This is a genomic window from Rhizobium sp. 01L419, assembly GCF_056400025.1.
In genome coordinates this window covers 140,236-160,982 of record NZ_JBFTSM010000009.1, presented here as the reverse complement: position 1 = coordinate 160,982, position 20,747 = coordinate 140,236, and the positions used below count along the sequence as shown (strand labels likewise).

The window sequence follows — 20,747 nt, the reverse complement described above, 5'->3', positions numbered from 1 at the left end:
GATGCGAGACCGGATCATGCGAGCGGCGGGCGCAGTATTCTGCGCCACGGTTGCCTTCGTGCCGGTCTCGGCTCTCGCCTTCGATGTGAACAAGGCGAGCAGCAATTTCGACCTCGTCTCGCTCAGCGATGCGGAGCTTTCTGCGCGCGCCATCAAGACTGTCGATATGGGCAATGTCGAGCTCACCTCGGGCCGTATCGTTGCCGCAGATCCACTGGCACAGCCGGATCGGCCGGCATTGGCGAAAACGGTTCCTGTCGGCGAGTATCCGGTGCGGCTCTATGAGGCTTTCGGAAGGGTTGCGGCGGCGAGCATGCGCTTTGCCGAAGGCAAGCCCGATCACTGGGAGCTTGCGACTTTGCCGGGTCAGGATGTGGGAACGCTGAAGGATGACGAGATCTTCGGTTATCCCGTCGATGCCGGCCTTGGCAGCTACATGGATGCCGACACGCTCGTGCTGATCGGACAACGCGAGCAGCAGGTGCAGGCCCAGAAGCCGGGTTCTGACGTCAATTATTACGACGACGTAGTCGCCTCCGAACTCGATGCCAACAAGGGTGTCTATGCCCTGCACCGGCCGATGGAAGGCAAGAAGGGCAATGTGGCAATGTTCTGGAGCGGCTGGGGCGACGGCTTCTATCCGGCGTTCTGGGGCCTGGCCAAGGACGGACGTCCGCTGGTGCTGCTGACGGATTTCCAGGTCGCCGAGAATGCTGACGGCCGCAGAGAGCCGAACCATCAATGAGCGGAGCAGGGCACATGCTGACTAAAGGTATAGTCGCGATGATGATCGCCGTGCTTTCCTGCGCACCGGCTTCGGCTATTGCCGCTGAGTGCAAGCAGGGCAAGGCGATCTACGCCGATCGCGACGGTGCCTATGAGCTGCGCTTTTCACCGATTGCGTCTGAAGCTGTGACGTCAAGCCACCGGTTCAAGCTCAGTGCGCTCAAGACCTCAGTCGTCATGGATGGCTATGTCATGTCCTCCGACGATCCGGAGCGGACCATGGGCATGGTGTTGTTCAACTGCCCGGATGGCGACGTCACGGGTGCCGATCTCGATGCCTGCACGGTCTGGCAGGGCTTCGTCTATCGCGCAACTGCCGATGGCGGGCTCGACAATCTGCAGTCCGGCGACAGCTCGGCAGCGGGAAAGATTGTCTTTCCCGGCCTTGGCCCGGCGATCCGCCAATCTTCTGCCTGGGGTGACGGCAAGGCCAAGGTCGCGCCTTGGGATGTTCTCGATTTCAAGGGATGCGCACAATGACTGACGGTCCCGTTTTGCTCGTTACCGGCGGCAGCCGCGGTATCGGTGCCGCCGCTTGCTTGGTTGCTGCGCGTCAGGGCTGGCGGATTGCGGTGAACTACGCCTCGAACGAGGCGGCGGCAAACGCCGTGGTTTCGGAGATCAAGACGGCCGGCGGAGACGCAATCGCAATCAAGGGCGATGTCGGTAATGCCACGGATATCCTGTCGATGTTCGAAGCGGTCGACCGCCATTTCGGGCGGCTGGACGGACTGGTGAACAATGCCGGTGTCGTCGATTATATCGCGCGCGTCGATGAGATGACCGCCGAGCGCCTTGAGCGAATGATGCGGATCAATGTGACTGGTTCCATCCTCTGCGCCGGTCAGGCGGTGCGGCGCATGTCGACGAAGCATGGTGGCCGGGGTGGCGGGATCGTCAATATCTCCTCCATGGCTGCGGTGATCGGCGGGCCGGCGCAATATGTCGATTATGCCGCGTCCAAGGCTGCCATCGACACCTTCACGATCGGGCTTTCCAAGGAAGTTGCCGATGAGGGCATCAGGGTGAATGCGATCCGGCCCGGCATCATCGAAACGGATATCCATGCTACCGGCGGCCAGCCGGACAAGCCGAAAGAAATGGCTTCATCGATCCCGATGAAGCGAACCGGACAGGTGGAGGAGGTGGCCGATGCGATCGTCTATCTGCTTTCGCCTTCGGCCTCCTACATAACAGGCGCGATCCTCAATGTGAGCGGCGGGCGCTAGTCAATAACGCAAAGGGAAAAAGCAATGTCCTACGATGTGATTGTTATCGGAACCGGCCCTGGCGGCTATGTCGCGGCAATCAAGGCTGCCCAGCTCGGCCTGAAGGTGGCCGTCGTCGAGAAGCGCGCGACCTATGGCGGCACCTGCCTGAATGTCGGCTGCATCCCCTCCAAGGCGCTGCTGCATGCTTCTGAAATGTTCCATGCAACGCATCACATGGAAGAACTCGGCATCGAAGTCGCCGCTCCCAAGCTCAATCTCGAAAAGATGCTGGCGCACAAGGATGCGACGGTAAAGTCCAACGTCGACGGCGTTGCCTTCCTGTTCAAGAAGAACAAGATCGACACCTTCCATGGCACCGGCAAGATCGTCTCCGCCGGCAAGGTCTCTGTGGCTGCCGAGGATGGCACGGTTCAGGAAATCGAAGGCAAGAACATCGTCATCGCCACGGGTTCCGACGTTGCCGGCATTCCGGGCGTCAAGGTCGATATCGACGAAAAGATCATCGTATCCTCCACCGGCGCCATTGCGCTGGAAAAGGTGCCGGAAACCATGATCGTCGTCGGTGGCGGCGTCATCGGCCTCGAACTCGGTTCGGTCTGGTCGCGCCTCGGCGCAAGGGTTACCGTCATCGAATATCTCGACAAGATACTCGGTGCGATGGATGGCGACGTTTCCAAGCAGTTCCAGCGTATGCTGGGCAAGCAGGGTATCGACATCAAACTAAGCTCCAAGGTGACCGGCGTCGAGAAAGGTGACAAGGGCGCCAAGGTGACTTTCGAGCCGGTCGCCGGTGGCGCTGTGCAGACGCTTGAGGCCGATGTTGTCCTGATCTCCACTGGCCGCATTCCCTACACGGCAGGCCTCGGTCTGGAAGAAGCAGGCGTCAAGCTCGACAATCGTGGTCGCGTCGAAATCGACGGTCACTTCAAGACCAATGTCGAGGGCATTTATGCGATCGGTGACGTCGTGCAGGGCCCGATGCTGGCGCATAAGGCCGAAGACGAGGGTGTCGCGCTTGCTGAAATCCTCGCTGGTCAGCATGGCCATGTGAATTACGACGTCATCCCGAGCGTCGTCTACACGCAGCCGGAAGTCGCTTCCGTCGGCAAGACCGAGGAAGAGCTGAAGGCTGCAGGCGTCGCCTACAAGGCCGGCAAATTCCCGTTCTCGGCAAACGGCCGCGCTCGCGCCATGCTGGCGACGGACGGCTTCGTCAAGATCCTCTCCGACAAGGAAACCGACCGCGTGCTCGGCGGCCATATCGTTGGCTTCGGCGCCGGCGAGATGATCCACGAGATCGCCGTGCTGATGGAATTCGGCGGCTCGGCAGAAGACCTCGGCCGTACCTGCCATGCGCACCCGACCATGTCGGAAGCCGTGAAGGAAGCCGCACTCGCTGCCTTCTTCAAGCCAATCCATCTGTAAGATTAAATATCAGCAATCATTCATAATGCCGCTTGCCTTCGGGCAGGCGGCGTTTTTATTTGGTAGGCAAGTTTCGCTAACTATTTGACGAAAGCCAAGAAAATGAATGATCGCGTCGTTGTCGGCTACAGCCTCTCCCAGCGTTTCCTTCACTGGGCGACTGTGCTCCTGGTGCTCTTCAATCTTCTTTTGCCTGACGGCATGAATGCCTGGTATCGGGTTGTCCGCCATGGCGGCACGCCCTCACCGGAACAGATCGCTTCGGCGAATATCCACGCCTATGTCGGTATCGCAATCCTGCTCGTGACGATACTCAGGCTCGGTCTGCGCTTCGTGAAGGGCGTACCGCCTGAATCCACAGACGAGCCGGCAATTTTTCGGCTTGCCGCGCGGCTCGCGCATACAAGCCTTTATCTGCTGCTGCTTGCCCTGCCGGCGTCAGGCATCGCGGCATATTATTTCGGTGCGGAAGCGCTGGGATCGCTGCATGCTGACGTCCTGAAGCTGATCCTCTGGATCGTCATTGCTGCCCATGTCTTCGGCGCGCTGGTTCACCAGTTTTACTGGAAGACCGATGTCTTGCGGCGGATGACAATCGGTTAAAGGCTCTAGCAGGTCAGTTCACCGCTGTGACGGTGAAGCCTTGCTGGCGCAGCAGTTCGATAACCCCGTCCTTGCCCGGCAGATGCAGGGCGCCGACAGCCATGAAGACGTTGCCGTTGGCGAGGATGGGTGCCACGCGTTCGGCCATCACCTTGTTGCGATCAAGAATGACGCGCTGCTCGAAGGCAGCGTAGTCGCTGTCCTCATCGCTGCCTTCGGGCGAGACGGTCTTCAACATCGGCATTGTCATGCCGATATCGCCGGAGAGATAGATGTCGGTCATGGTCTCGACGACGTCGTTCATCTTGGCTCCGAGCTCGAGTGTCTCGATCAGCGACTTCAGATGAAATGCGACCGGCAGCTCGGCCATAGCCTGCAGCTGTTCGGCCAGGGTTTCCAGCCCCTTGACCTGCTTGCCTTCGGCAGCCGCATCGGCGGCGATCTTCTGGTCGAGGAACTGCACGCCCTTCGCCTTGCGGGCGATCTCGCAGGCAGGAAGTGCCACGACGCTTGAAATCATCCAGGGCCGCATGCGGGAAACGGCCGAGAGCGGAATGCCGCGTTGCTTCAACCCGGCTTCGAGGCGGGTGTAATCTTCAGGGGAAAGAAGCTTTTCGATGGTCGTGCCGTCCGTGAACATCATCAGGTCGGGCTTCATCAGAAGGGCTGCGGTCGCCTTCTTCTCGTCGAGGATTTCGTCGGATTCGATCACGATCGTATCGGCGCCGTCATGGGCTTCCTGGGCACGGGGCGGCAGGTTCAACACGCGCGGATCGGTGACATGCATGGTGCCGAGCAGCCATGATGGCTTCAGGCCCGACTTCTCGATCTTCCAGAAAATGCCTTTGCCGTTCGGCGTGGCATCCGCTTCCTTGACGGCTTCGGCATAACGGGCGGGATCGTTCTGCTGCAACTCGGTAAGCAGGTTCTTTCCGGTGCAGCTATCCTCGGCAGCATCGGCTGGCGTCACGGAAAAGATGACTGCGAGCAATGCGGCGGCAAGCAGCATGTGAAACGCGGCGATCAGCCAGAGCAGGATATTGCCCGGCTGCGCGATATGGAAAGTCCGGTGGCCGATGGAGATCGTCATGATGGTAATCCGGTCACATGTGCTTCAAGCCTCATGCTCTACGCCGGGCTTGCGCATATTCCTTTAAGAGACAGCGTTAACGAAGGCTTATGCGCGGGGATGCGCCCTATCATACACCTCCAGAAGCCTTGATGCATCGACGCCGGTATAGACCTGGGTGGTGGAGAGGCTGGCATGGCCGAGCAACTCCTGAATGGTGCGCAGGTCGCCGCCACCGGCAAGGAGATGGGTGGCGAAGGAGTGGCGCAGCGCATGCGGGGTCGCTGTCTCCGGTAAGCCGAAGGCGCTGCGCAGCTTCTGCATGGCGCGCTGAATGATGGCTGCCTGCAGCTTGCCGCCGCGGGCGCCGCGAAACAGCGGCTCGCCTTCGTCAAGATGAAGGGGGCAGAGCTGCCGGTATTTCTCGATTGCTTCGAAAACGATGGGCAACAGCGGCACAAGGCGCGTCTTGTTGCCCTTGCCGGTGATGCGCAACGTGGTGGCGCCGGTTCTGACATCTGTCGGCGTCAGGTCGAGCGCCTCGGAAATACGCAGGCCGCAGCCATAAAGCAGCGTCATGACGGCGGCATCGCGCGCGGCAATCCACGGCTCGTCATGGAGCTGGGCGTCGCTGCTGACAACGTTGATGGCCTGTTTGTCGGAGAGCGGCTTGGGAAGGGATTTCGGCTGCTTCGGTGACCGCACGGCGCCGGCGCCTGCCGCATTCACAAGTCCCTTCTTTTCAAGGTGACGCAGAAAGGAGCGTATGCCGGCGAGATTGCGGGCTACCGAGCGAGCACCGGAGCCCTCCTTGCGGCGGGCGGCCAGAAAGGCGCGGAAGTCTGCCGCGCGCAGCGTTTCGACATCGCGCAGCGTCGTCGGGCCACCGAGATGGCCGGTCATGAAGGTCAGGAACTGGCGTGTGTCGCGCTCATAGGCATCAAGCGTGTGCACAGAGAGACGGCGCTCCCGGGCGAGGTTTTCGAGCCAGGCGCTGCGTTCCGTCATCAGGTGCGGATCGGCAATGATCAGGAGTTCATTCACGGCTTCGGCTCTTGAATTTGCTTTCGATGACGCCAATTTTGAAGCACTGGCGTTATGGAATTGCTAATGCTTGCCAAGCCCTTGTCATGTATCGATCATAATTCATTGAGATAGCTTATAGCTCCCTTAAGACAGGAATTTTCATGGCACGGCGCGATTCCATGACGGCCTTTGGACAACTCGCGGAAGCGATTGCCCTGGTTTCACACGGAAAGCCCGGCCATATCGTCGATACGTTGATTGCCGAGCGCGGACAGAAGATCGTCCGCCATCCTCTTTGGCCACTCATGCGGCCGTTTCTCTACACGCTGCTGCGCTACAATAAGGCGATCGAATTCGCCAATGACGTCGCCCACATGCCGGGCTTCCAGTCGTTCGAATATATGAGCAATCTGCTGAAGCTTGATATCGGCGTTACCAATGCCGAGCGCATTCCGGCATCCGGCGGTTTCATTCTCGTTAGCAATCATCCGACCGGCATTGCCGATGGCGTGGCCGTTTTCGATCTTTTGAAGACGCGCCGCCCGGATATGATGTTCTTCGCCAACCGCGATGCGGTGCGCGTCAATCCGCGCTTTGCGGAAATGATCATACCGGTCGAATGGCGAGAGGAGTTCAAGAGCAAGCTCAAGGCGCGCGAGACGCTGCAGCTCACCAACCATGCGGTGAAGGAGGGCAAGGCGACCGTGCTTTTCCCTTCGGGCCGTATCGCCTATTGGGCGAACGGACGGCTGAACGAGCGGCCGTGGAAAACGTCTGCCGTCGGCCTTGCCCGCAAATACGGCTTGCCGATCCTGCCCGTTCACATGACGGCGCGCAATTCCGGGCTTTTCTACTGGTTTGCCAAATGGTCGACGGAACTGCGCGACATGACTGTCTTCTACGAACTTCTGAACAAGAAGGGCGACCGCTTCGATTTCGTCATCGGCAATCTCATTCCCGCAGAAGAACTCGACGGCGATCTGAACGAGGTGACGAAGGCGCTGGAAAAGCATACGGTCTATGACATGGCGACCGATGGGGACTCACGTTTCGTACCCGTATCCCGGCAACTGTCGCCGGAGCGCGTTGCGGCCCATTCTTTTTAGCGTTGCTTTGCGCTAAAGCGGAAGCATGCGTCTTCGTTCCATGTTTGCCAAGAATTATCGGTCACTGCGCTCGATCCGCATGGATCTGGCGGATACGACGCTGTTTCTCGGCGAGAACGGCGCCGGCAAGTCCAATCTCTATCGTGCCCTACAGCTTGTGCAGGCGGCGGTTCGCGGGCGGCTGGCTTATGAGCTTGCGGCTGAAGGCGGCATGCTCTCGGCCCTCTGGTCCGGCACGCGTCCCAAGTCCGACGGACCTGCGCGCATCCGCCTGGAAGTCGAGATCATCGACGAGGAGCGGGCCGTCACATTCCGATATCATGTCGAGGCCGGGCTGCGCCCGTCGGAGGCGGCTGCGGGTTTCGCGCTGGAACCGCAGATCAAGGCCGAAGAGCTTTCCGTCGAAACCGGCCGCCGCGCGGTGACGATGATGAAGCGCGCCGGCCCCGGCATCTCCGTCCGCGATGGTGTGGGACGGATGCAGGATTATCCGGACGAGGCGCTGACATCGGAAACTGCGATTGCGCTCCTGGGGGATGCCGGCCATTTTCCCGAAGTTGCCGCCTTTCGCCGCATCGTCAACAACTGGCGCTTCTTCCACGGATTTCGCACGGACAGGGCTTCTCCGCTTCGCCATCCATGCCTGGCCGTCACCAGCCCCATGCTGGACGAGGATGGGGCCAATCTCGCCGCCGTCTTTGCGACAATTGCCCATACGCGACAGGATACGGTGGAGCTTGATCGCATCCTGGCATCGGCGCTCGGCGGTGCAAGGCTCGTCGTGCCGGAACCGGGCGAGGCGGCGGAATTCGGTTTGATGCTTCCGGATTTCCCGCCCCGGGTCTTTCATCCGCGCGAACTGTCTGACGGGCAGATTCGCTTCCTCGGCCTTGCCGCTGCACTGCTCTCTTATCGGCTGCCGGCGCTCATTGCCTTGAATGAGCCTGAGGCGAGCCTGCATCCCGATATGCTGGTGCCGCTCGCCGATATGATCGCGGAAGCGTCAAAGAGCAGCCAGGTCTGGATCGTCACCCACTCGGTGCAACTGGCCGATGCCGTGCGCGAACGCTGTGGCGTTCGTCCGCGAAAGGTCATCCGCGAGAATGGCGCCACCTGGATCGAAGGCATGCGACTGACGGGAACGATCGCCGGTGAAGACGATGATGACGCGTAGTCCTCATTGTCGGCGGGTTTCATTTTATGGCCGTTGCGGGCATGGTCTGCCGCAATGAGTACAGATTCGTCCGATCTTTTTGGCGCGCTTTTCGAGGCTCCGCCCGTGAACCGTACGGTTCCGGTGCTGGTGCCGATGCCGGCGCCAAAACCCTATTCCTATTCGGTGCCTGAAGGCATGGCGGTCGAGCCCGGCTCGGTCGTGCAGGTGCCGCTCGGGCCGCGCCAGGTGATCGGCGTCGTCTGGGATGGCGGCGAGGATGGCGTCGATCCTAAGAAGCTCAGGCCCATCACCCACGTTTTCGATTGCCCGCCGCTCAACAAGGAGATGCGGGATTTCATCGACTGGGTGGCGACCTATACGCTTTCTCCGCCGGGACTGGTGGCGCGGATGGCGCTGAGGGCGCCGAATGCTTTCGAGCCGGAGCCGATGGTGGAGGGATTGCGTTTCGTCGGCGGCGAGCCGGAGCGGATGACGCCGGCGCGCGCCCGTGTGCTTGACGCAACATCGGACGGGCTTTCCTGGACGCGTACCGGCCTTGCGCATGCGGCCGGCGTTTCCACCAGTGTTGTCGACGGGCTGATAGCACAGGGCATCTTCGAGACCATCTTCCTGGCGCCGCCGCCCATCGTTGCAAAGCCGGACCCGGACTGTATCGGTTCGCGCCTCGAAGGGCCGCAGAAGGAAGCTGCCGAGGAAATTCTGGACGAGGTGCGCAAGGGCGAATTCGCGGTTTCGCTGATCGACGGCGTGACCGGCTCCGGCAAGACGGAAGTCTATTTCGAGGCGATTGCCGAAACTCTCAGGCGCGGCAAGCAGGTGCTGATACTGCTGCCGGAGATCGCGCTTACCGCAAGTTTCCTCGAACGTTTTCAGGGTCGCTTTGGCGCGAAACCTGCCGAATGGCATTCCGACCTTGCGCCGCGCACCCGTGAAAAGGTCTGGCGGCAGGCGGTGACCGGAGAGGTGCGGGTCGTCGCCGGCGCGCGCTCGGCCCTCTTCCTGCCGTTCGAAGATCTGGGCCTCATCATCGTCGACGAAGAGCACGATCCTGCCTACAAGCAGGAGGACCGGGTCTATTACAATGCGCGCGACATGGCGGTCGTGCGGGCGCGGATCGGCGATTTTCCCGTCGTGCTCGTTTCGGCGACACCTTCGGTCGAAAGCCAGGTGAACGGCCAGAGTGGGCGCTACAGCACGATCCATCTGCCGACGCGTTTTGGCGATGCCGCGCTGCCCGACCTGCATCTCGTCGACATGCGGCGCCATGCGCCGGAGCGCGGCGGTTTCCTGTCGCCGGTGCTGGTTCGGGCGATCGGCAAAACAGTGGAGAAGGGCGAGCAGGCGCTGCTCTTCCTCAATCGCCGCGGTTATGCGCCGCTCACGCTCTGCCGTGTCTGCGGCCATCGTTTCCAGTGCCCGCAATGTTCGAGCTGGCTGGTGGAGCATCGCTTTCGCCGGCAATTGCAATGCCATCAGTGCGGTCATAACGAGCCGACGCCGGAAGCCTGCCCGGAATGCGGGACGCTCGACCATCTCGTTGCTTGCGGGCCGGGCGTGGAGCGCATTGCCGAAGAGGTGGAGCGGCATTTTCCGGATGCGCGTACCATCGTGCTTTCCTCCGACATCTTGGGCGGGGTGAAGCGGCTGCGGCTGGAACTCGATGCTATCGCCAAGGGCGAAGCCGATATCGTCATCGGCACGCAGCTTGTCGCCAAGGGGCACAACTTCCCGCTGATGACGCTGGTCGGCATCGTCGATTCCGATCTTGGCCTGGCGAACGGTGATCCGCGCGCGGCCGAGCGGACCTTCCAGCTACTTTCGCAGGTCACGGGCCGCGCCGGCCGAACGGGCCTGAAGAGCCACGGTCTGCTGCAGACCTACCAGCCGCAGCATCCTGTCATGCAGGCGATCGTCTCCGGCGATGCCCGGGCTTTCTACGAGCGCGAGATCAGCGAGCGCGAGCGTGCCATCCTGCCGCCCTTCGGCAGGCTCGCCTCCATCATCGTTTCAGCCGATACGCGCCATGATGCGGAAAACCATGCGCGCGGCATGCGCAACGCCGCACCGCAGGTGTCAGGCATTTCCGTTCTCGGGCCGGCGGAGGCCCCGCTGGCGCTGGTGCGCGGCCGTCATCGCTTCCGCCTCCTGGTCCATGGCCGCCGGAACTCCGACATGCAGGCCTATCTGCGGGCGATGCTCTTACAATCGCCGAAGGAGCGCGGCTCGGTTCAGGTGCAGCTCGATATCGATCCGCAGAGCTTCCTGTAGATCGTTGCGGCCCGGCGTTTCCGGATGTCGCCGATCATGGCATAAACACAGAATCAGCTGATGATTTGGGGTCGAGGCATGGAGTTCTACTTTCCGACGGAGATGGGCGAGCAGCTTGCTTTCGGCGCGGCGGCTTTCACTGCGGTTGCCGGTTTCATCATGATGTTTGCACCCGGCCTTGCCATGCGTTTCTTCGGCCTTGCTCCGCGCGGCGAGCGGCGCGAAGGTTTCAGTGAAGTGCGGTCGATGGGCGGTTTCTATCTCGGTCTCGGCCTTGCCGCGATCATGCTGGCGCAGGACTGGACTTATCTGGCGCTTGGAGCGGCCTTCGCGATGGCGGCTTTCGCTCGCATCATTTCCATCCTGTCCGACAGGGGGAGCACGACGCTCAATTATTTACTTCTGGTTGTACAGGCCGCCGTTGCGGCTTTGCCACTCCTTCACGTATTTGGCTTCCTGCAGGGCTGATCCAGAGCCGAAAGAGAGCGCTTCACAGGCCGCTTTCGGGCGTTTGCGTGATTTTGCCGATAGAAAATCATGTGAAAGGCTTATTCGGGCGTTACGCGTGTTGCGAGTCCGAACATCCTATGTTAGACGGACCCCGAATTTCGGAAGAAGCAAGAGGCTTCTCTTGCGATTTCTGGGGGAAATCAAAACGAATTCAAAGTCATAGGCTCGGCGCCCGTCGGAAGTCGGATTTTGGATTGAAATCAGGGAAATTTGTGCCCGTGGCAGACACGTCCCAGCTTACTTCTGGTGTTGCCGAGCGCTATGCCTCGTCTCTTTTCGAGTTGGCGCTCGAAGAAGGTGTGGTCGACAGCGTTACCGCCGATCTCGACCGTTTCCAGGCGATGCTGGATGAGAGCAGCGACCTGAAGCGCTTTGTCATGAGCCCGGTTTTCTCCTCCGAGGATCAGGTGAAGGCCATCATCGCTCTCAGCGAGAAGGCTGGCATCTCGGGTTTCTTCGCCAATTTCCTGAAGGTCGTGGCGCGTAACCGTCGCCTGTTTGCCCTGCCGGGCATGATCAAGGCCTTCCGTATCATTGCTGCCAACCATCGCGGCGAAATTTCTGCCGAAGTCACTTCGGCCCATGCGCTGACTGAAGCGCAGGAAACCGAATTGAAGGCGGCACTCAAGGGCGTCACCGGCAAAGACGTGACGATCAACGTCACGGTTGATCCGTCAATTCTTGGTGGTCTGATCGTCAAGGTCGGGTCCCGTCAGATTGATACGTCTCTTCGTACCAAACTCTCTACCCTTAAGCTCGCATTGAAAGAGGTTGGCTGATGGATATCCGCGCCGCGGAAATTTCCGCAATTCTCAAAGACCAGATCAAAAATTTCGGCAAAGAGGCAGAAGTCTCGGAAGTCGGCCAGGTTCTCTCCGTCGGTGACGGTATCGCTCGCGTTTACGGTCTGGACAACGTCCAGGCAGGTGAAATGGTCGAGTTCCCGGGCGGCATCCGCGGCATGGCGCTCAACCTTGAATCCGACAATGTCGGTGTCGTTATTTTCGGCGCCGACCGCGACATCAAGGAAGGCGACACCGTCAAGCGCACTGGCGCGATCGTTGACGTTCCGGTCGGTCCGGAACTGCTCGGCCGTGTTGTCGATGCTCTCGGCAATCCGATCGACGGCAAGGGCCCGATCAACGCGACCCGCCGTTCGCGCGTCGACATCAAGGCTCCGGGCATCATTCCGCGCAAGTCGGTTCATGAGCCGATGTCGACCGGCCTCAAGGCCATCGACGCCCTCATCCCGGTTGGCCGCGGCCAGCGCGAGCTCGTCATCGGCGACCGCCAGACCGGCAAGACCGCGATCCTGCTCGATGCCTTCCTCAACCAGAAGGCCATTCACGAGAACGGTCCGGAAGGTGAGAAGCTTTACTGCGTCTACGTCGCCATCGGTCAGAAGCGTTCGACTGTCGCACAGTTCGTCAAGGTGCTCGAAGAGCGCGGCGCGCTGAAGTATTCGATCATCGTTGCCGCTACCGCTTCCGATCCGGCTCCAATGCAGTATCTGGCACCGTTTGCCGGCTGCGCCATGGGCGAATATTTCCGCGATAACGGCATGCACGCGCTGATCGGTTACGACGACCTGTCCAAGCAGGCCGTTTCCTACCGCCAGATGTCGCTGCTGCTGCGCCGCCCGCCGGGCCGCGAAGCCTATCCGGGCGACGTTTTCTACCTGCACTCGCGTCTCCTTGAGCGCGCTGCGAAGATGAACGACGACCAGGGCGCTGGCTCGCTGACCGCTCTTCCTGTTATCGAAACGCAGGGCAACGACGTGTCGGCCTTCATTCCGACCAACGTGATCTCGATCACCGACGGCCAGATCTTCCTTGAAACCGACCTGTTCTATCAGGGCATCCGCCCGGCCGTGAACGTCGGTCTGTCGGTTTCCCGCGTCGGTTCGGCGGCACAGATCAAGGCGATGAAGCAGGTTGCCGGCTCGATCAAGGGCGAACTTGCCCAGTATCGCGAAATGGCTGCCTTCGCCCAGTTCGGTTCGGACCTTGACGCTGCAACGCAGCGCCTGCTGAACCGCGGTGCGCGCCTGACTGAACTTCTGAAGCAGCCGCAGTTCTCGCCGCTGAAGACGGAAGAGCAGGTTGCGGTGATTTTCGCCGGCGTTAACGGCTATCTCGACAAGCTGCCGGTCGCATCGGTCGGCAAGTTCGAGCAGGGCTTGCTTTCGTACCTGCGTTCGGAAGGCTCCGCCATCCTCGACGCGATCCGCACGGAAAAGGCAATCAGCGACGGCACCAGGAGCCAGCTCACGGCTGCTGTTGACAGCTTCGCCAAGTCTTTCTCGTAATCGGGCCCTAAGTTAGGACGGATAACGGATGCCTTCACTTAAGGATCTGAAGAACCGGATCGCCTCCGTCAAGGCGACGCAGAAGATCACCAAGGCGATGAAAATGGTCGCCGCGGCGAAGCTTCGGCGTGCGCAGGAGGCGGCCGAGGCCGCCAGGCCCTATTCGCAGCGCATGGGTGCGGTTCTGGCGAACATCGCCAAGGCCGTTACCGATGCAGACGGTGCGCCGGCGCTTATGACCGGCACCGGCAAGGACCAGGTCCATCTGCTCGTCGTCTGCACCGCGGAGCGCGGTCTTTGCGGTGGCTTCAACTCGCAGATCGCGCGTTTTGCGCGCGATCACGTCCGCAAGCTGACCGCTGAGGGCAAGACGGTAAAGATCTTCACCGTCGGCAAGAAGGGTTACGACATTCTGCGTCGCGAATACGCTTCGCTGATCATCGAGCGCAAGGAACTGCGCGATGTGAAGCGCGTCGGCTTCGAGAACGCAGACCAGATCGGCAAGCGCATCATCGAGATGTTCGAAGCCGGCGAATTCGACGTCTGCACGTTGTTCTATTCCGAGTTCAAGTCGGTCATCTCGCAGGTTCCGACCGCACAGCAGCTCATTCCGGCCAAGGCCCCTGAGGTTGTCGCCGAGGACGCAGAACATGCTGGCGCTGTCTACGAATACGAGCCGGATCCGGCGTCGATCCTCGACGATCTGATCCCGCGCAATATCTCTGTCCAGATCTTCCGTGCTCTCCTTGAGAACGTCGCGGGTGAAATGGGCGCCAAGATGAGCGCGATGGACAACGCGACGCGCAATGCTGGTGAGATGATCAATAAGCTGACGCTGAGCTACAACCGTCAGCGTCAGGCGCAGATCACCAAGGAACTCATTGAAATCATTTCGGGCGCGGAAGCGCTCTGAGGTTAGGAAAAGAGGGTCAGAAAATGGCTGAGGCAGCTACCCCCAAGACCGGCTCTGTCGGCAGAGTCACACAGGTTATCGGCGCCGTCGTTGACGTTGCTTTCGAAGGCGATCTGCCGAAGATCCTGAACGCGCTGGAAACCAGCAACAACGGCAACCGTCTGGTTCTCGAAGTTGCCCAGCACCTCGGCGAAAACGAAGTTCGTACCATTGCGATGGACTCGTCCGAAGGTCTCGTCCGCGGCCAGGTAGTCACCGATACCGGTGCTCCGATCATGGTTCCGGTGGGTAACGAGACGCTCGGCCGCATCATGAACGTCATCGGCGAGCCGGTCGACGAAGCCGGTCCGCTGGTTACCGCGCACAAGCGTTCCATCCACCAGGACGCACCGGCCTATGTGGAGCAGTCCACGGAAGCACAGATCCTCGTCACCGGCATCAAGGTCGTCGATCTTCTCGCGCCTTACGCACGCGGCGGCAAGATCGGCCTCTTTGGCGGCGCAGGCGTCGGCAAGACCGTTCTGATCATGGAACTGATCAACAACGTCGCCAAGGCGCACGGTGGTTACTCGGTTTTCGCAGGTGTCGGTGAACGTACCCGCGAAGGCAACGACCTCTACCATGAAATGATCGAATCGAACGTCAACAAGCATGGCGGCGGCGAAGGCTCCAAGGCTGCGCTGGTTTATGGCCAGATGAACGAACCGCCGGGCGCCCGCGCTCGCGTCGCTCTGACGGGTCTGACGGTCGCCGAACACTTCCGCGACCAGGGTCAGGACGTTCTGTTCTTCGTCGACAATATCTTCCGCTTCACGCAGGCAGGTTCGGAAGTGTCGGCTCTGCTCGGCCGTATCCCGTCGGCCGTGGGCTATCAGCCGACGCTTGCAACGGACATGGGTCAGATGCAGGAACGCATCACCACGACGACGACCGGCTCGATCACCTCGGTTCAGGCCATTTACGTTCCGGCCGACGACTTGACCGACCCGGCACCGGCAACCTCGTTCGCCCACTTGGACGCAACGACGGTTCTGTCGCGTTCTATCGCTGAAAAGGGCATCTACCCGGCTGTCGACCCGCTCGACTCCACCTCGCGCATGCTCGATCCGCTGGTCGTCGGCGAAGAACATTACGAAATTGCCCGTAAGGTTCAGTCGACCCTCCAGCGCTACAAGGCCCTGCAGGACATCATCGCCATCCTGGGCATGGACGAACTGTCCGAAGAGGACAAGATCGCTGTTGCCCGCGCCCGCAAGATTGAACGCTTCCTGTCGCAGCCGTTCTTCGTTGCCGAAGTCTTCACCGGCTCGCCGGGCAAGCTCGTTGCTCTCGAAGACACGATCAAGGGCTTCAAGGGTCTCGTCAACGGCGAGTATGACCACCTGCCGGAGGCTGCCTTCTACATGGTTGGCTCGATCGATGAAGCTGTCGAGAAAGCCAAGAAGCTCGCAGCTGCCTGATGAGCGATGCTCAGGACGAGATATTCTGCTGCGACTCCCTCAAAGGGGTCGTGGCGGAACTCCCTGAACCTGCAGTGCCGACCATATACCGTGCCGATAACGGCGTGACGATGATGGTGGTGGGGTTGGCGCAGACCGAGGAAGGCCTCGGATATCTCGACCAAGCGATAATGCACTGCCCGTTCTGCGGGACCAAATTGCAAGATGCGAAAGCCATAGCCGAGAAGGTAAGTCACTGATGGCTGACAATTTCAACTTTGAGCTCGTTTCGCCGGAGCGTCTGCTGTTGTCGGAAATGGTGACCGAGGTCGTCATTCCTGCGACCGAAGGCGAGATGACGGTCATGGCCAATCATGCTCCGACGATGACGACCATCAAGCCGGGCATCGTGAGCGTCCGTTCCGCTTCCGGCTCCAAGCAGGACTACGTCGTGTTTGGCGGTTTTGCCGACATCCTGCCGACCGGCTGCACGCTGCTTGCCGAGTCTGCTGTTCCCGTCGAAGAACTCAACAAGGACGAACTGACTCGCCGCATCGAAGCTGCGAAGAAAGAGCTCGAAGATACCGAGCATCACGAGCATAAGTCCAAGCTCGAGCACTTCATCATGGAACTGACCCACCTGCGTGGCGTCGTCCAGCAGGACTGATCGGCTCAGTCAAAGACTGACAGAGTGAGAAAAGCGGCCTTTCAAGGCCGCTTTTTCTTTGGCAAGCCGCACCCTGCGGCAGGCGCAGCGCCGTTCATCATACGTCATCGTTTGCAGGGGTAGCCGCATAGAAGTGCCGAGCGACACCCTGGAAGGCTTCTTTGATGCCAGTCAGGCTTTATTCATCGCTGCGAAGGCTGCGGGTATCATACCGGACATTGAAACGAAAAGAGGTGGCTTTCGCCGCACGTCCTGGAAGTCACTTGACGTGGCTTTTCAGAAGCCGGTGCCACCGCGCAGTTCGGACAGCAGTGTGCCGAACAGGATCTTCATATCCAGCCAGAGGCTGAAATTTCTGATGTAATAGATATCGCTGGCGATGCGGGCGCGTGCCTTTGTCGGGCGCTCGGTCGGGCCGCGCCAGCCACGCGTCTGGGCAAGGCCGGTAATGCCCGGCCGCATCAGATGGCGGTAATGATATTCGGGCACCAGCTCTTCGTAGAGCATGCCGGCTGCGCGCATGTTGATGGCATGGCATCGGGGGCCGACGAGCGACATATCGCCCTTGATAACGTTGAGTAGCTGGGGAAGCTCGTCGATATTGGTCTTGCGCAGGAAGGCGCCGATCCGCGTTACGCGCCGATCGCCCTTGACGGTCTGTTCGATGCCGGTGGGATCGCAGAGGTCCGTCCGCATGGAGCGGAACTTGTAGACGGTGATCTTGCTGCCCTTCAGGCCCCAACGAATCTGCCGGAAAAATATCGGTCCGCCATCATCGATCACGATGAGAAGAGCAATGGTCAGAAGAACCGGAAACAGGACGACTAGGGCGCTGGTTGCCCCGAAAATGTCGAAAGCTCTTTTCAAACCAAGCTGAAGCCGGTTTCGCCCATCCAACGAGACAAAGCTGTCGGGCTGGCGAATATTGGAATTCGCTGCCTCGAGAGCCTTCATCTTCACTGTTTTTGCAGAGAAAACCGTCTCTTGAAACTTGTTTGAAGTAAACACGTTCATTAAGCAACGTCCGTGGGAATACTCGCATATTGCATCGCGCCGGCACAAATACATGGACATGATCGATTTGTCACCCGCTTGTTTAATGTTTTCGTAACCCTAACGGGGCCAAATTTGGGAGTATTTCGAAATATGTCCCGGATATTTTGGCCGGCTTCGAATTAACTATATTGCGTTAATGGCTGAATTCTTGCGCGTTATGCGTGCGGCGCGTCGTATTGCCGGCCGCTCGAGAAGGAAATAGCTGAGGCTTGCTATAAGAAAAATGATCACCGTCGCAAAGGTGCAGCCGATAAACCAATCCCGTAACGGATCGTCTTTGCCGATCCCGAATATGGCCGGAGAGATCGTCTGCATCGAAGTCAGCACGATATCCTGCCAGATATAGATGCCGAAGGAGATGGTTGCCGCAAAACGCATGAAGGCATTGTCCAGCAGTGCCGCAAGCAGCACGGAGCGTGAGAGCGACACAAGGGCGACAGCGATCAGAACCGGAAAAAGCGGAAAGGCATAGGGGATTCCGAGCCATCCATAGGCTTCCCAAGGTCCGCCTGTCGAAAGCGGTAGCTGGAAGCCGGCTGCAACAAGGCAGGCAAATGCAATAATGTCGAACCAGATCCGACGCTTTCGCGACAGCAGGACCTGAATGCCGGCTGCGAGTGAACCGAGTGCAAAAACGGCGAAGAAGCCGATTGGATTGTAGTTAGGCATCCACTCCTTCGCGCCGCCATGCATGCCATACTGCCAGCCACGGTCAATCTCATTGGGAGGGGCGAGCGCACGGAAGGTTTCATGGCCGATCAGTGTTGCGACAATGATGCCGAGCCAGGCAAGGCGCGTCACGAGCGGCGATCGGCGTTTTTCCGGGATGGCGAAAAGCCAGAGGAAGCCAAGCGGCAGTAGCACATAGCTCGTCGCTTCGAAGGATATGGACCAGAGCGGGCCGTTCCCTTCGACAGGAAAGAAGGTGCGCCAGTGCCATTGGCTCATGAAGAAGAGACCGCTGGCATAGCGCATAAGGAGTTCCGGTGTCAGCGCAAATTCAAGCAGCGTGAAGCTCAGGATGAAGCCCGCGGTCAAAGCCACCCAATAGCCGGGTACGATGCGGGTCGCGCGACGCAGTGCATAGATGCGCAGGTCGGGCATGGCACCACCGGCGTCAAGGGCGCGCCAGAACGGCAAGGCCAGCAGGAATCCGCTGAGAATGAAGAAGATGGCGACGCCGAAATTGCCGAAGCGCAAGGCAGTCAGCGTCGGCCGCGATCCTTCGCCGAGTTTGGTGAGGTCGATGCGCAAAATGAGATGATGGATGAGGACGAGCAAGCAGGCGGCTGCGCGCAAGAAATCCGCCCCGGCCACCCGGTTCTGCTGCTGCATGTCACTCCCTCGCTCCTTGCGGGACCTTGCAGCGGAAAGCTGCTGCCCGCAAGGGCGGCTCGCCTCAGCCGAGGAGATCGTTGGTGTAGTAGGCGGAAAAGTCGGGTTTTTCCTTCAGTGCCGTGCCGTTGGCATCGAGCAGGATGCCATGATCGAACAGGAAGGTCCCGATCGCTTCCGCCTTGGCCGGATCTATGGTGCCGATCGCGCCGTTTTCACCCTTAAGGAAATGCCCCTCGACAAGGGCCTTCTGCGATGCCTTGACAAGGTCGGTGTTAAGCAGTGCGCCATTGCTGCTGGCAATCAGGAGATCGCAGGCTTCGTCCGGGTTCTCGACCGAATAGGCGTAACCCTTCAGCGTCGCCTGGACGAATGCGCGGGCGTTTTTCGGATTGGCCGCAAGATAGGCATCGCTCGAAGCGATCGCGGTCGTCTGCTCGTCGGGAATGCCGTAATCGCTATAACGCCAGCGGCCGACCTGCCGGTTCTCGAGTTGGGCGGCAATGCCCTCCCAGGTGTAGATTTCCAGCGTGAAATCCACGGCGCCATTGTCGAGTGCCTCATAGGCCGAGGTGCCGAGGGTAACGTTCTGGATTGTGCCCTTGCCGCCGTCGTTGCGGATCATCGAGGAGACGAGCGCTTCCTCCCATGCGCCGCCGAAGCCGCCATAGGTCTTGCCGTCCAAATCCCTGGGGCTCTTGATGTCGTCGCGGCCGCCCTTGAAGATCAATCTGCCGGTTTCGGTCTGCACCACGGCGTAGACAAGTTTCACATCCGCACCGGCGGCGCGCTGGGTGAAAGTCTCGATCTCTCCGCAGATACCGAAATCGGCGACACCGTTTGCGACCAGCGTGCCGGCGCTGGTATCGGCATAAGGCAGGATTTCGACGTTGAGGCCGGCAGCCTCATAGAAACCCTTCGCCTTGGCGACATAGATGCCGATGTGATTGGTGTTCGGTGTCCAGTCGAGCGCGACGCGCGCTTTGGCGGTGGATTGGGCGAAGGCGGTGCGGCCGGCAAGGCTCGCGGCCATGGCGGCAAAAAGGGTCTGTCGGCGGGTGAGAAGCATCAGGACCTCCTCAGGTTCTTTGCGGATGCAGCAGTGTTTGAAGAATTTCGGTTTCGATCGCTTGAGCAGTAGGGGAACCAAGGTCGGCAAGCGTACGCGGCCTCGCGAGTGGTACCTCGAATTCCCTGACTACCGTTGCGGGGCGAGCGGAAAGCACATAGATGCGGTCGGACAGGAAGACGGCTTCCCGCACATCGTGGGTAATCAGAAGGGCTGTCCAGCGGTGATCCGTCCACATGCCCTGCAGCCATTCCTGCATCTGCGTGCGGGTCAGTGCGTCGAGTGCGCCGAAGGGCTCGTCGAGCAGCAGCATGTCCTGTCGTTGAATGACAGTGCGCAGCAGGGCGGCGCGCTGGCGCATGCCGCCTGAAAGGGCTGAGGGATAGTGGCTTTCGAAGCCGGTAAGGCCGAAGCGTTCGAAGAGGGGGGCGGCGACGGCGCGCGCCTGGCTGCGGCGCATGCCATGTACTTCGAGGCCGAGGATTGCATTATCGATGACGCTTCGCCACGGCATCAACGCATCGCGCTGGGGCATGAAGGCGAAGGCGTGAGCGGCTTGCGCAAGCGGGGTGCCGTCGAAGAAAATGTCACCATTATCGGCTTGAAGCGCCTGCGTCAGCAGCCTGAGGATCGTCGACTTGCCGGAACCCGAGGGGCCGACGATCGAGACGAATTCGCCTCTGGCGATATGGAGAGAAATATCCTTCAGCACTTCCATGCCATCGAAGGACTTGGAGATGTTCTTCAGCTGCAGCATA

The 20,747-nt window shown here is 60.1% G+C and carries 21 protein-coding genes; 15 read left to right on the top strand and 6 right to left on the bottom strand.

Translation table 11 applies throughout. From position 1 onward, the window contains the following. Position 1 precedes the first annotated feature (1 nt). The 5 genes from AC1DUP_RS19090 (at position 2) to AC1DUP_RS19070 (ending at position 4,046) form a co-directional block, all read left to right on the top strand. Positions 2–745: a DUF4241 domain-containing protein gene (locus AC1DUP_RS19090; protein WP_477833792.1), complete on the top strand. Its 744-nt coding sequence runs from the start codon at positions 2–4 to the stop codon at positions 743–745. A 14-nt stretch (positions 746–759) separates the two neighbouring features. Next, positions 760–1,266: a hypothetical protein gene (locus AC1DUP_RS19085; RefSeq protein WP_477833790.1), complete on the top strand. Its 507-nt coding sequence runs from the start codon at positions 760–762 to the stop codon at positions 1,264–1,266. Further along, on the top strand, positions 1,263–2,015 hold the full coding sequence (locus AC1DUP_RS19080; protein WP_477833788.1) for an SDR family oxidoreductase: 753 nt from the start codon (positions 1,263–1,265) through the stop codon (positions 2,013–2,015). Before AC1DUP_RS19085 ends, AC1DUP_RS19080 begins: the two co-directional genes overlap by 4 nt. Before the next feature lie 24 nt (positions 2,016–2,039). Further along, positions 2,040–3,443 carry a dihydrolipoyl dehydrogenase gene (gene lpdA, locus AC1DUP_RS19075; protein ID WP_477833786.1) on the top strand — a complete coding sequence of 468 codons (1,404 nt, stop codon included), beginning with the start codon at positions 2,040–2,042 and terminating at the stop codon, positions 3,441–3,443. A 102-nt stretch (positions 3,444–3,545) separates the two neighbouring features. Then, positions 3,546–4,046: a cytochrome b gene (locus AC1DUP_RS19070; RefSeq protein WP_477833784.1), complete on the top strand. Its 501-nt coding sequence runs from the start codon at positions 3,546–3,548 to the stop codon at positions 4,044–4,046. Between the two features lie 13 nt (positions 4,047–4,059). Here the strand turns inward: AC1DUP_RS19070 and AC1DUP_RS19065 are convergent, their stop codons facing one another. Together AC1DUP_RS19065 and AC1DUP_RS19060 are read right to left on the bottom strand one after the other, a co-directional pair. Beyond that, positions 4,060–5,136, bottom strand: coding sequence for a TraB/GumN family protein (locus AC1DUP_RS19065; protein ID WP_477833782.1), 1,077 nt, complete (start codon positions 5,134–5,136; stop codon positions 4,060–4,062). Positions 5,137–5,223: 87 nt separating this feature from the next. Continuing rightward, positions 5,224–6,159, bottom strand: a complete 936-nt coding sequence (locus AC1DUP_RS19060) for a tyrosine recombinase XerC (protein WP_477833780.1) — start codon at positions 6,157–6,159, stop codon at positions 5,224–5,226. Positions 6,160–6,302: 143 nt separating this feature from the next. Between AC1DUP_RS19060 and AC1DUP_RS19055 the strand changes: the two genes are divergently transcribed. From AC1DUP_RS19055 to AC1DUP_RS19010, 10 genes are all read left to right on the top strand, one after another. Then, on the top strand, positions 6,303–7,247 hold the full coding sequence (locus AC1DUP_RS19055; RefSeq protein WP_477833778.1) for a GNAT family N-acetyltransferase: 945 nt from the start codon (positions 6,303–6,305) through the stop codon (positions 7,245–7,247). Between the two features lie 25 nt (positions 7,248–7,272). After that, positions 7,273–8,421: an AAA family ATPase gene (locus AC1DUP_RS19050; protein WP_477833776.1), complete on the top strand. Its 1,149-nt coding sequence runs from the start codon at positions 7,273–7,275 to the stop codon at positions 8,419–8,421. Between the two features lie 54 nt (positions 8,422–8,475). Then, a complete protein-coding gene (locus AC1DUP_RS19045; RefSeq protein WP_477833774.1) occupies positions 8,476–10,692 on the top strand; it encodes a primosomal protein N' in 2,217 nt (738 codons plus the stop codon). Positions 10,693–10,770: 78 nt separating this feature from the next. Then, positions 10,771–11,160, top strand: coding sequence for an AGROH133_08824 family phage infection protein (locus tag AC1DUP_RS19040; protein ID WP_477833772.1), 390 nt, complete (start codon positions 10,771–10,773; stop codon positions 11,158–11,160). Between the two features lie 254 nt (positions 11,161–11,414). Next, positions 11,415–11,981 carry a F0F1 ATP synthase subunit delta gene (locus tag AC1DUP_RS19035; protein ID WP_113299153.1) on the top strand — a complete coding sequence of 189 codons (567 nt, stop codon included), beginning with the start codon at positions 11,415–11,417 and terminating at the stop codon, positions 11,979–11,981. Then, the gene (atpA, locus tag AC1DUP_RS19030) at positions 11,981–13,510 is read left to right on the top strand and encodes a F0F1 ATP synthase subunit alpha (protein WP_113299152.1); all 1,530 of its coding nucleotides are present in this window, start codon (positions 11,981–11,983) and stop codon (positions 13,508–13,510) included. Before AC1DUP_RS19035 ends, atpA begins: the two co-directional genes overlap by 1 nt. Before the next feature lie 28 nt (positions 13,511–13,538). Further along, positions 13,539–14,423, top strand: a complete 885-nt coding sequence (locus tag AC1DUP_RS19025) for a F0F1 ATP synthase subunit gamma (RefSeq protein ID WP_113299151.1) — start codon at positions 13,539–13,541, stop codon at positions 14,421–14,423. Positions 14,424–14,446: 23 nt separating this feature from the next. Continuing rightward, entirely contained in the window at positions 14,447–15,883 is a 1,437-nt protein-coding gene (atpD, locus tag AC1DUP_RS19020; RefSeq protein ID WP_113299150.1) for a F0F1 ATP synthase subunit beta, read from the top strand. Then, positions 15,883–16,122 (top strand): hypothetical protein, encoded by a 240-nt coding sequence (locus tag AC1DUP_RS19015; RefSeq protein ID WP_113299149.1) that lies wholly within the window; start codon positions 15,883–15,885, stop codon positions 16,120–16,122. Before atpD ends, AC1DUP_RS19015 begins: the two co-directional genes overlap by 1 nt. Next, positions 16,122–16,529, top strand: a complete 408-nt coding sequence (locus AC1DUP_RS19010) for a F0F1 ATP synthase subunit epsilon (RefSeq protein WP_113299148.1) — start codon at positions 16,122–16,124, stop codon at positions 16,527–16,529. The genes AC1DUP_RS19015 and AC1DUP_RS19010 overlap by 1 nt, the downstream gene beginning before the upstream one ends. A 276-nt stretch (positions 16,530–16,805) precedes the next feature. On the opposite strand, the gene AC1DUP_RS19005 is transcribed toward AC1DUP_RS19010, so the two are convergent. The 4 genes from AC1DUP_RS19005 to AC1DUP_RS18990 form a co-directional block, all read right to left on the bottom strand. Beyond that, positions 16,806–17,543 carry a sugar transferase gene (locus tag AC1DUP_RS19005; protein ID WP_115036161.1) on the bottom strand — a complete coding sequence of 246 codons (738 nt, stop codon included), beginning with the start codon at positions 17,541–17,543 and terminating at the stop codon, positions 16,806–16,808. A 165-nt stretch (positions 17,544–17,708) separates the two neighbouring features. Beyond that, the gene (locus tag AC1DUP_RS19000; RefSeq protein ID WP_477833768.1) at positions 17,709–18,920 is read right to left on the bottom strand and encodes an acyltransferase family protein; all 1,212 of its coding nucleotides are present in this window, start codon (positions 18,918–18,920) and stop codon (positions 17,709–17,711) included. A gap of 64 nt (positions 18,921–18,984) precedes the next feature. Beyond that, complete coding sequence (locus AC1DUP_RS18995) at positions 18,985–19,992, bottom strand: ABC transporter substrate-binding protein (protein ID WP_477833952.1); 1,008 nt, start codon at positions 19,990–19,992, stop codon at positions 18,985–18,987. A gap of 7 nt (positions 19,993–19,999) precedes the next feature. Then, a complete protein-coding gene (locus AC1DUP_RS18990; protein ID WP_477833950.1) occupies positions 20,000–20,746 on the bottom strand; it encodes an ABC transporter ATP-binding protein in 747 nt (248 codons plus the stop codon). Between the last annotated feature and the right edge of the window lies 1 nt (position 20,747).

Bases quoted from the DNA above. Each gene is read 5' to 3' on its own strand.
- AC1DUP_RS19080 (WP_477833788.1), top strand. From the start codon at position 1,263: ATGACTGACGGTCCCGTTTTGCTCGTTACCGGCGGCAGCCGCGGTATC.
- AC1DUP_RS18990 (WP_477833950.1), bottom strand. From the start codon at position 20,746: ATGCTGCAGCTGAAGAACATCTCCAAGTCCTTCGATGGCATGGAAGTG.
- AC1DUP_RS19005 (WP_115036161.1), bottom strand. From the start codon at position 17,543: ATGAACGTGTTTACTTCAAACAAGTTTCAAGAGACGGTTTTCTCTGCA.
- atpA (WP_113299152.1), top strand. From the start codon at position 11,981: ATGGATATCCGCGCCGCGGAAATTTCCGCAATTCTCAAAGACCAGATC.
- AC1DUP_RS19045 (WP_477833774.1), top strand. From the start codon at position 8,476: ATGAGTACAGATTCGTCCGATCTTTTTGGCGCGCTTTTCGAGGCTCCG.
- AC1DUP_RS19065 (WP_477833782.1), bottom strand. From the start codon at position 5,136: ATGACGATCTCCATCGGCCACCGGACTTTCCATATCGCGCAGCCGGGC.
- atpD (WP_113299150.1), top strand. From the start codon at position 14,447: ATGGCTGAGGCAGCTACCCCCAAGACCGGCTCTGTCGGCAGAGTCACA.
- AC1DUP_RS19090 (WP_477833792.1), top strand. From the start codon at position 2: ATGCGAGACCGGATCATGCGAGCGGCGGGCGCAGTATTCTGCGCCACG.
- AC1DUP_RS19070 (WP_477833784.1), top strand. From the start codon at position 3,546: ATGAATGATCGCGTCGTTGTCGGCTACAGCCTCTCCCAGCGTTTCCTT.
- AC1DUP_RS19050 (WP_477833776.1), top strand. From the start codon at position 7,273: ATGCGTCTTCGTTCCATGTTTGCCAAGAATTATCGGTCACTGCGCTCG.
- AC1DUP_RS19055 (WP_477833778.1), top strand. From the start codon at position 6,303: ATGGCACGGCGCGATTCCATGACGGCCTTTGGACAACTCGCGGAAGCG.
- lpdA (WP_477833786.1), top strand. From the start codon at position 2,040: ATGTCCTACGATGTGATTGTTATCGGAACCGGCCCTGGCGGCTATGTC.
- AC1DUP_RS19015 (WP_113299149.1), top strand. From the start codon at position 15,883: ATGAGCGATGCTCAGGACGAGATATTCTGCTGCGACTCCCTCAAAGGG.
- AC1DUP_RS19000 (WP_477833768.1), bottom strand. From the start codon at position 18,920: ATGCAGCAGCAGAACCGGGTGGCCGGGGCGGATTTCTTGCGCGCAGCC.
- AC1DUP_RS19010 (WP_113299148.1), top strand. From the start codon at position 16,122: ATGGCTGACAATTTCAACTTTGAGCTCGTTTCGCCGGAGCGTCTGCTG.
- AC1DUP_RS19085 (WP_477833790.1), top strand. From the start codon at position 760: ATGCTGACTAAAGGTATAGTCGCGATGATGATCGCCGTGCTTTCCTGC.
- AC1DUP_RS19025 (WP_113299151.1), top strand. From the start codon at position 13,539: ATGCCTTCACTTAAGGATCTGAAGAACCGGATCGCCTCCGTCAAGGCG.
- AC1DUP_RS19040 (WP_477833772.1), top strand. From the start codon at position 10,771: ATGGAGTTCTACTTTCCGACGGAGATGGGCGAGCAGCTTGCTTTCGGC.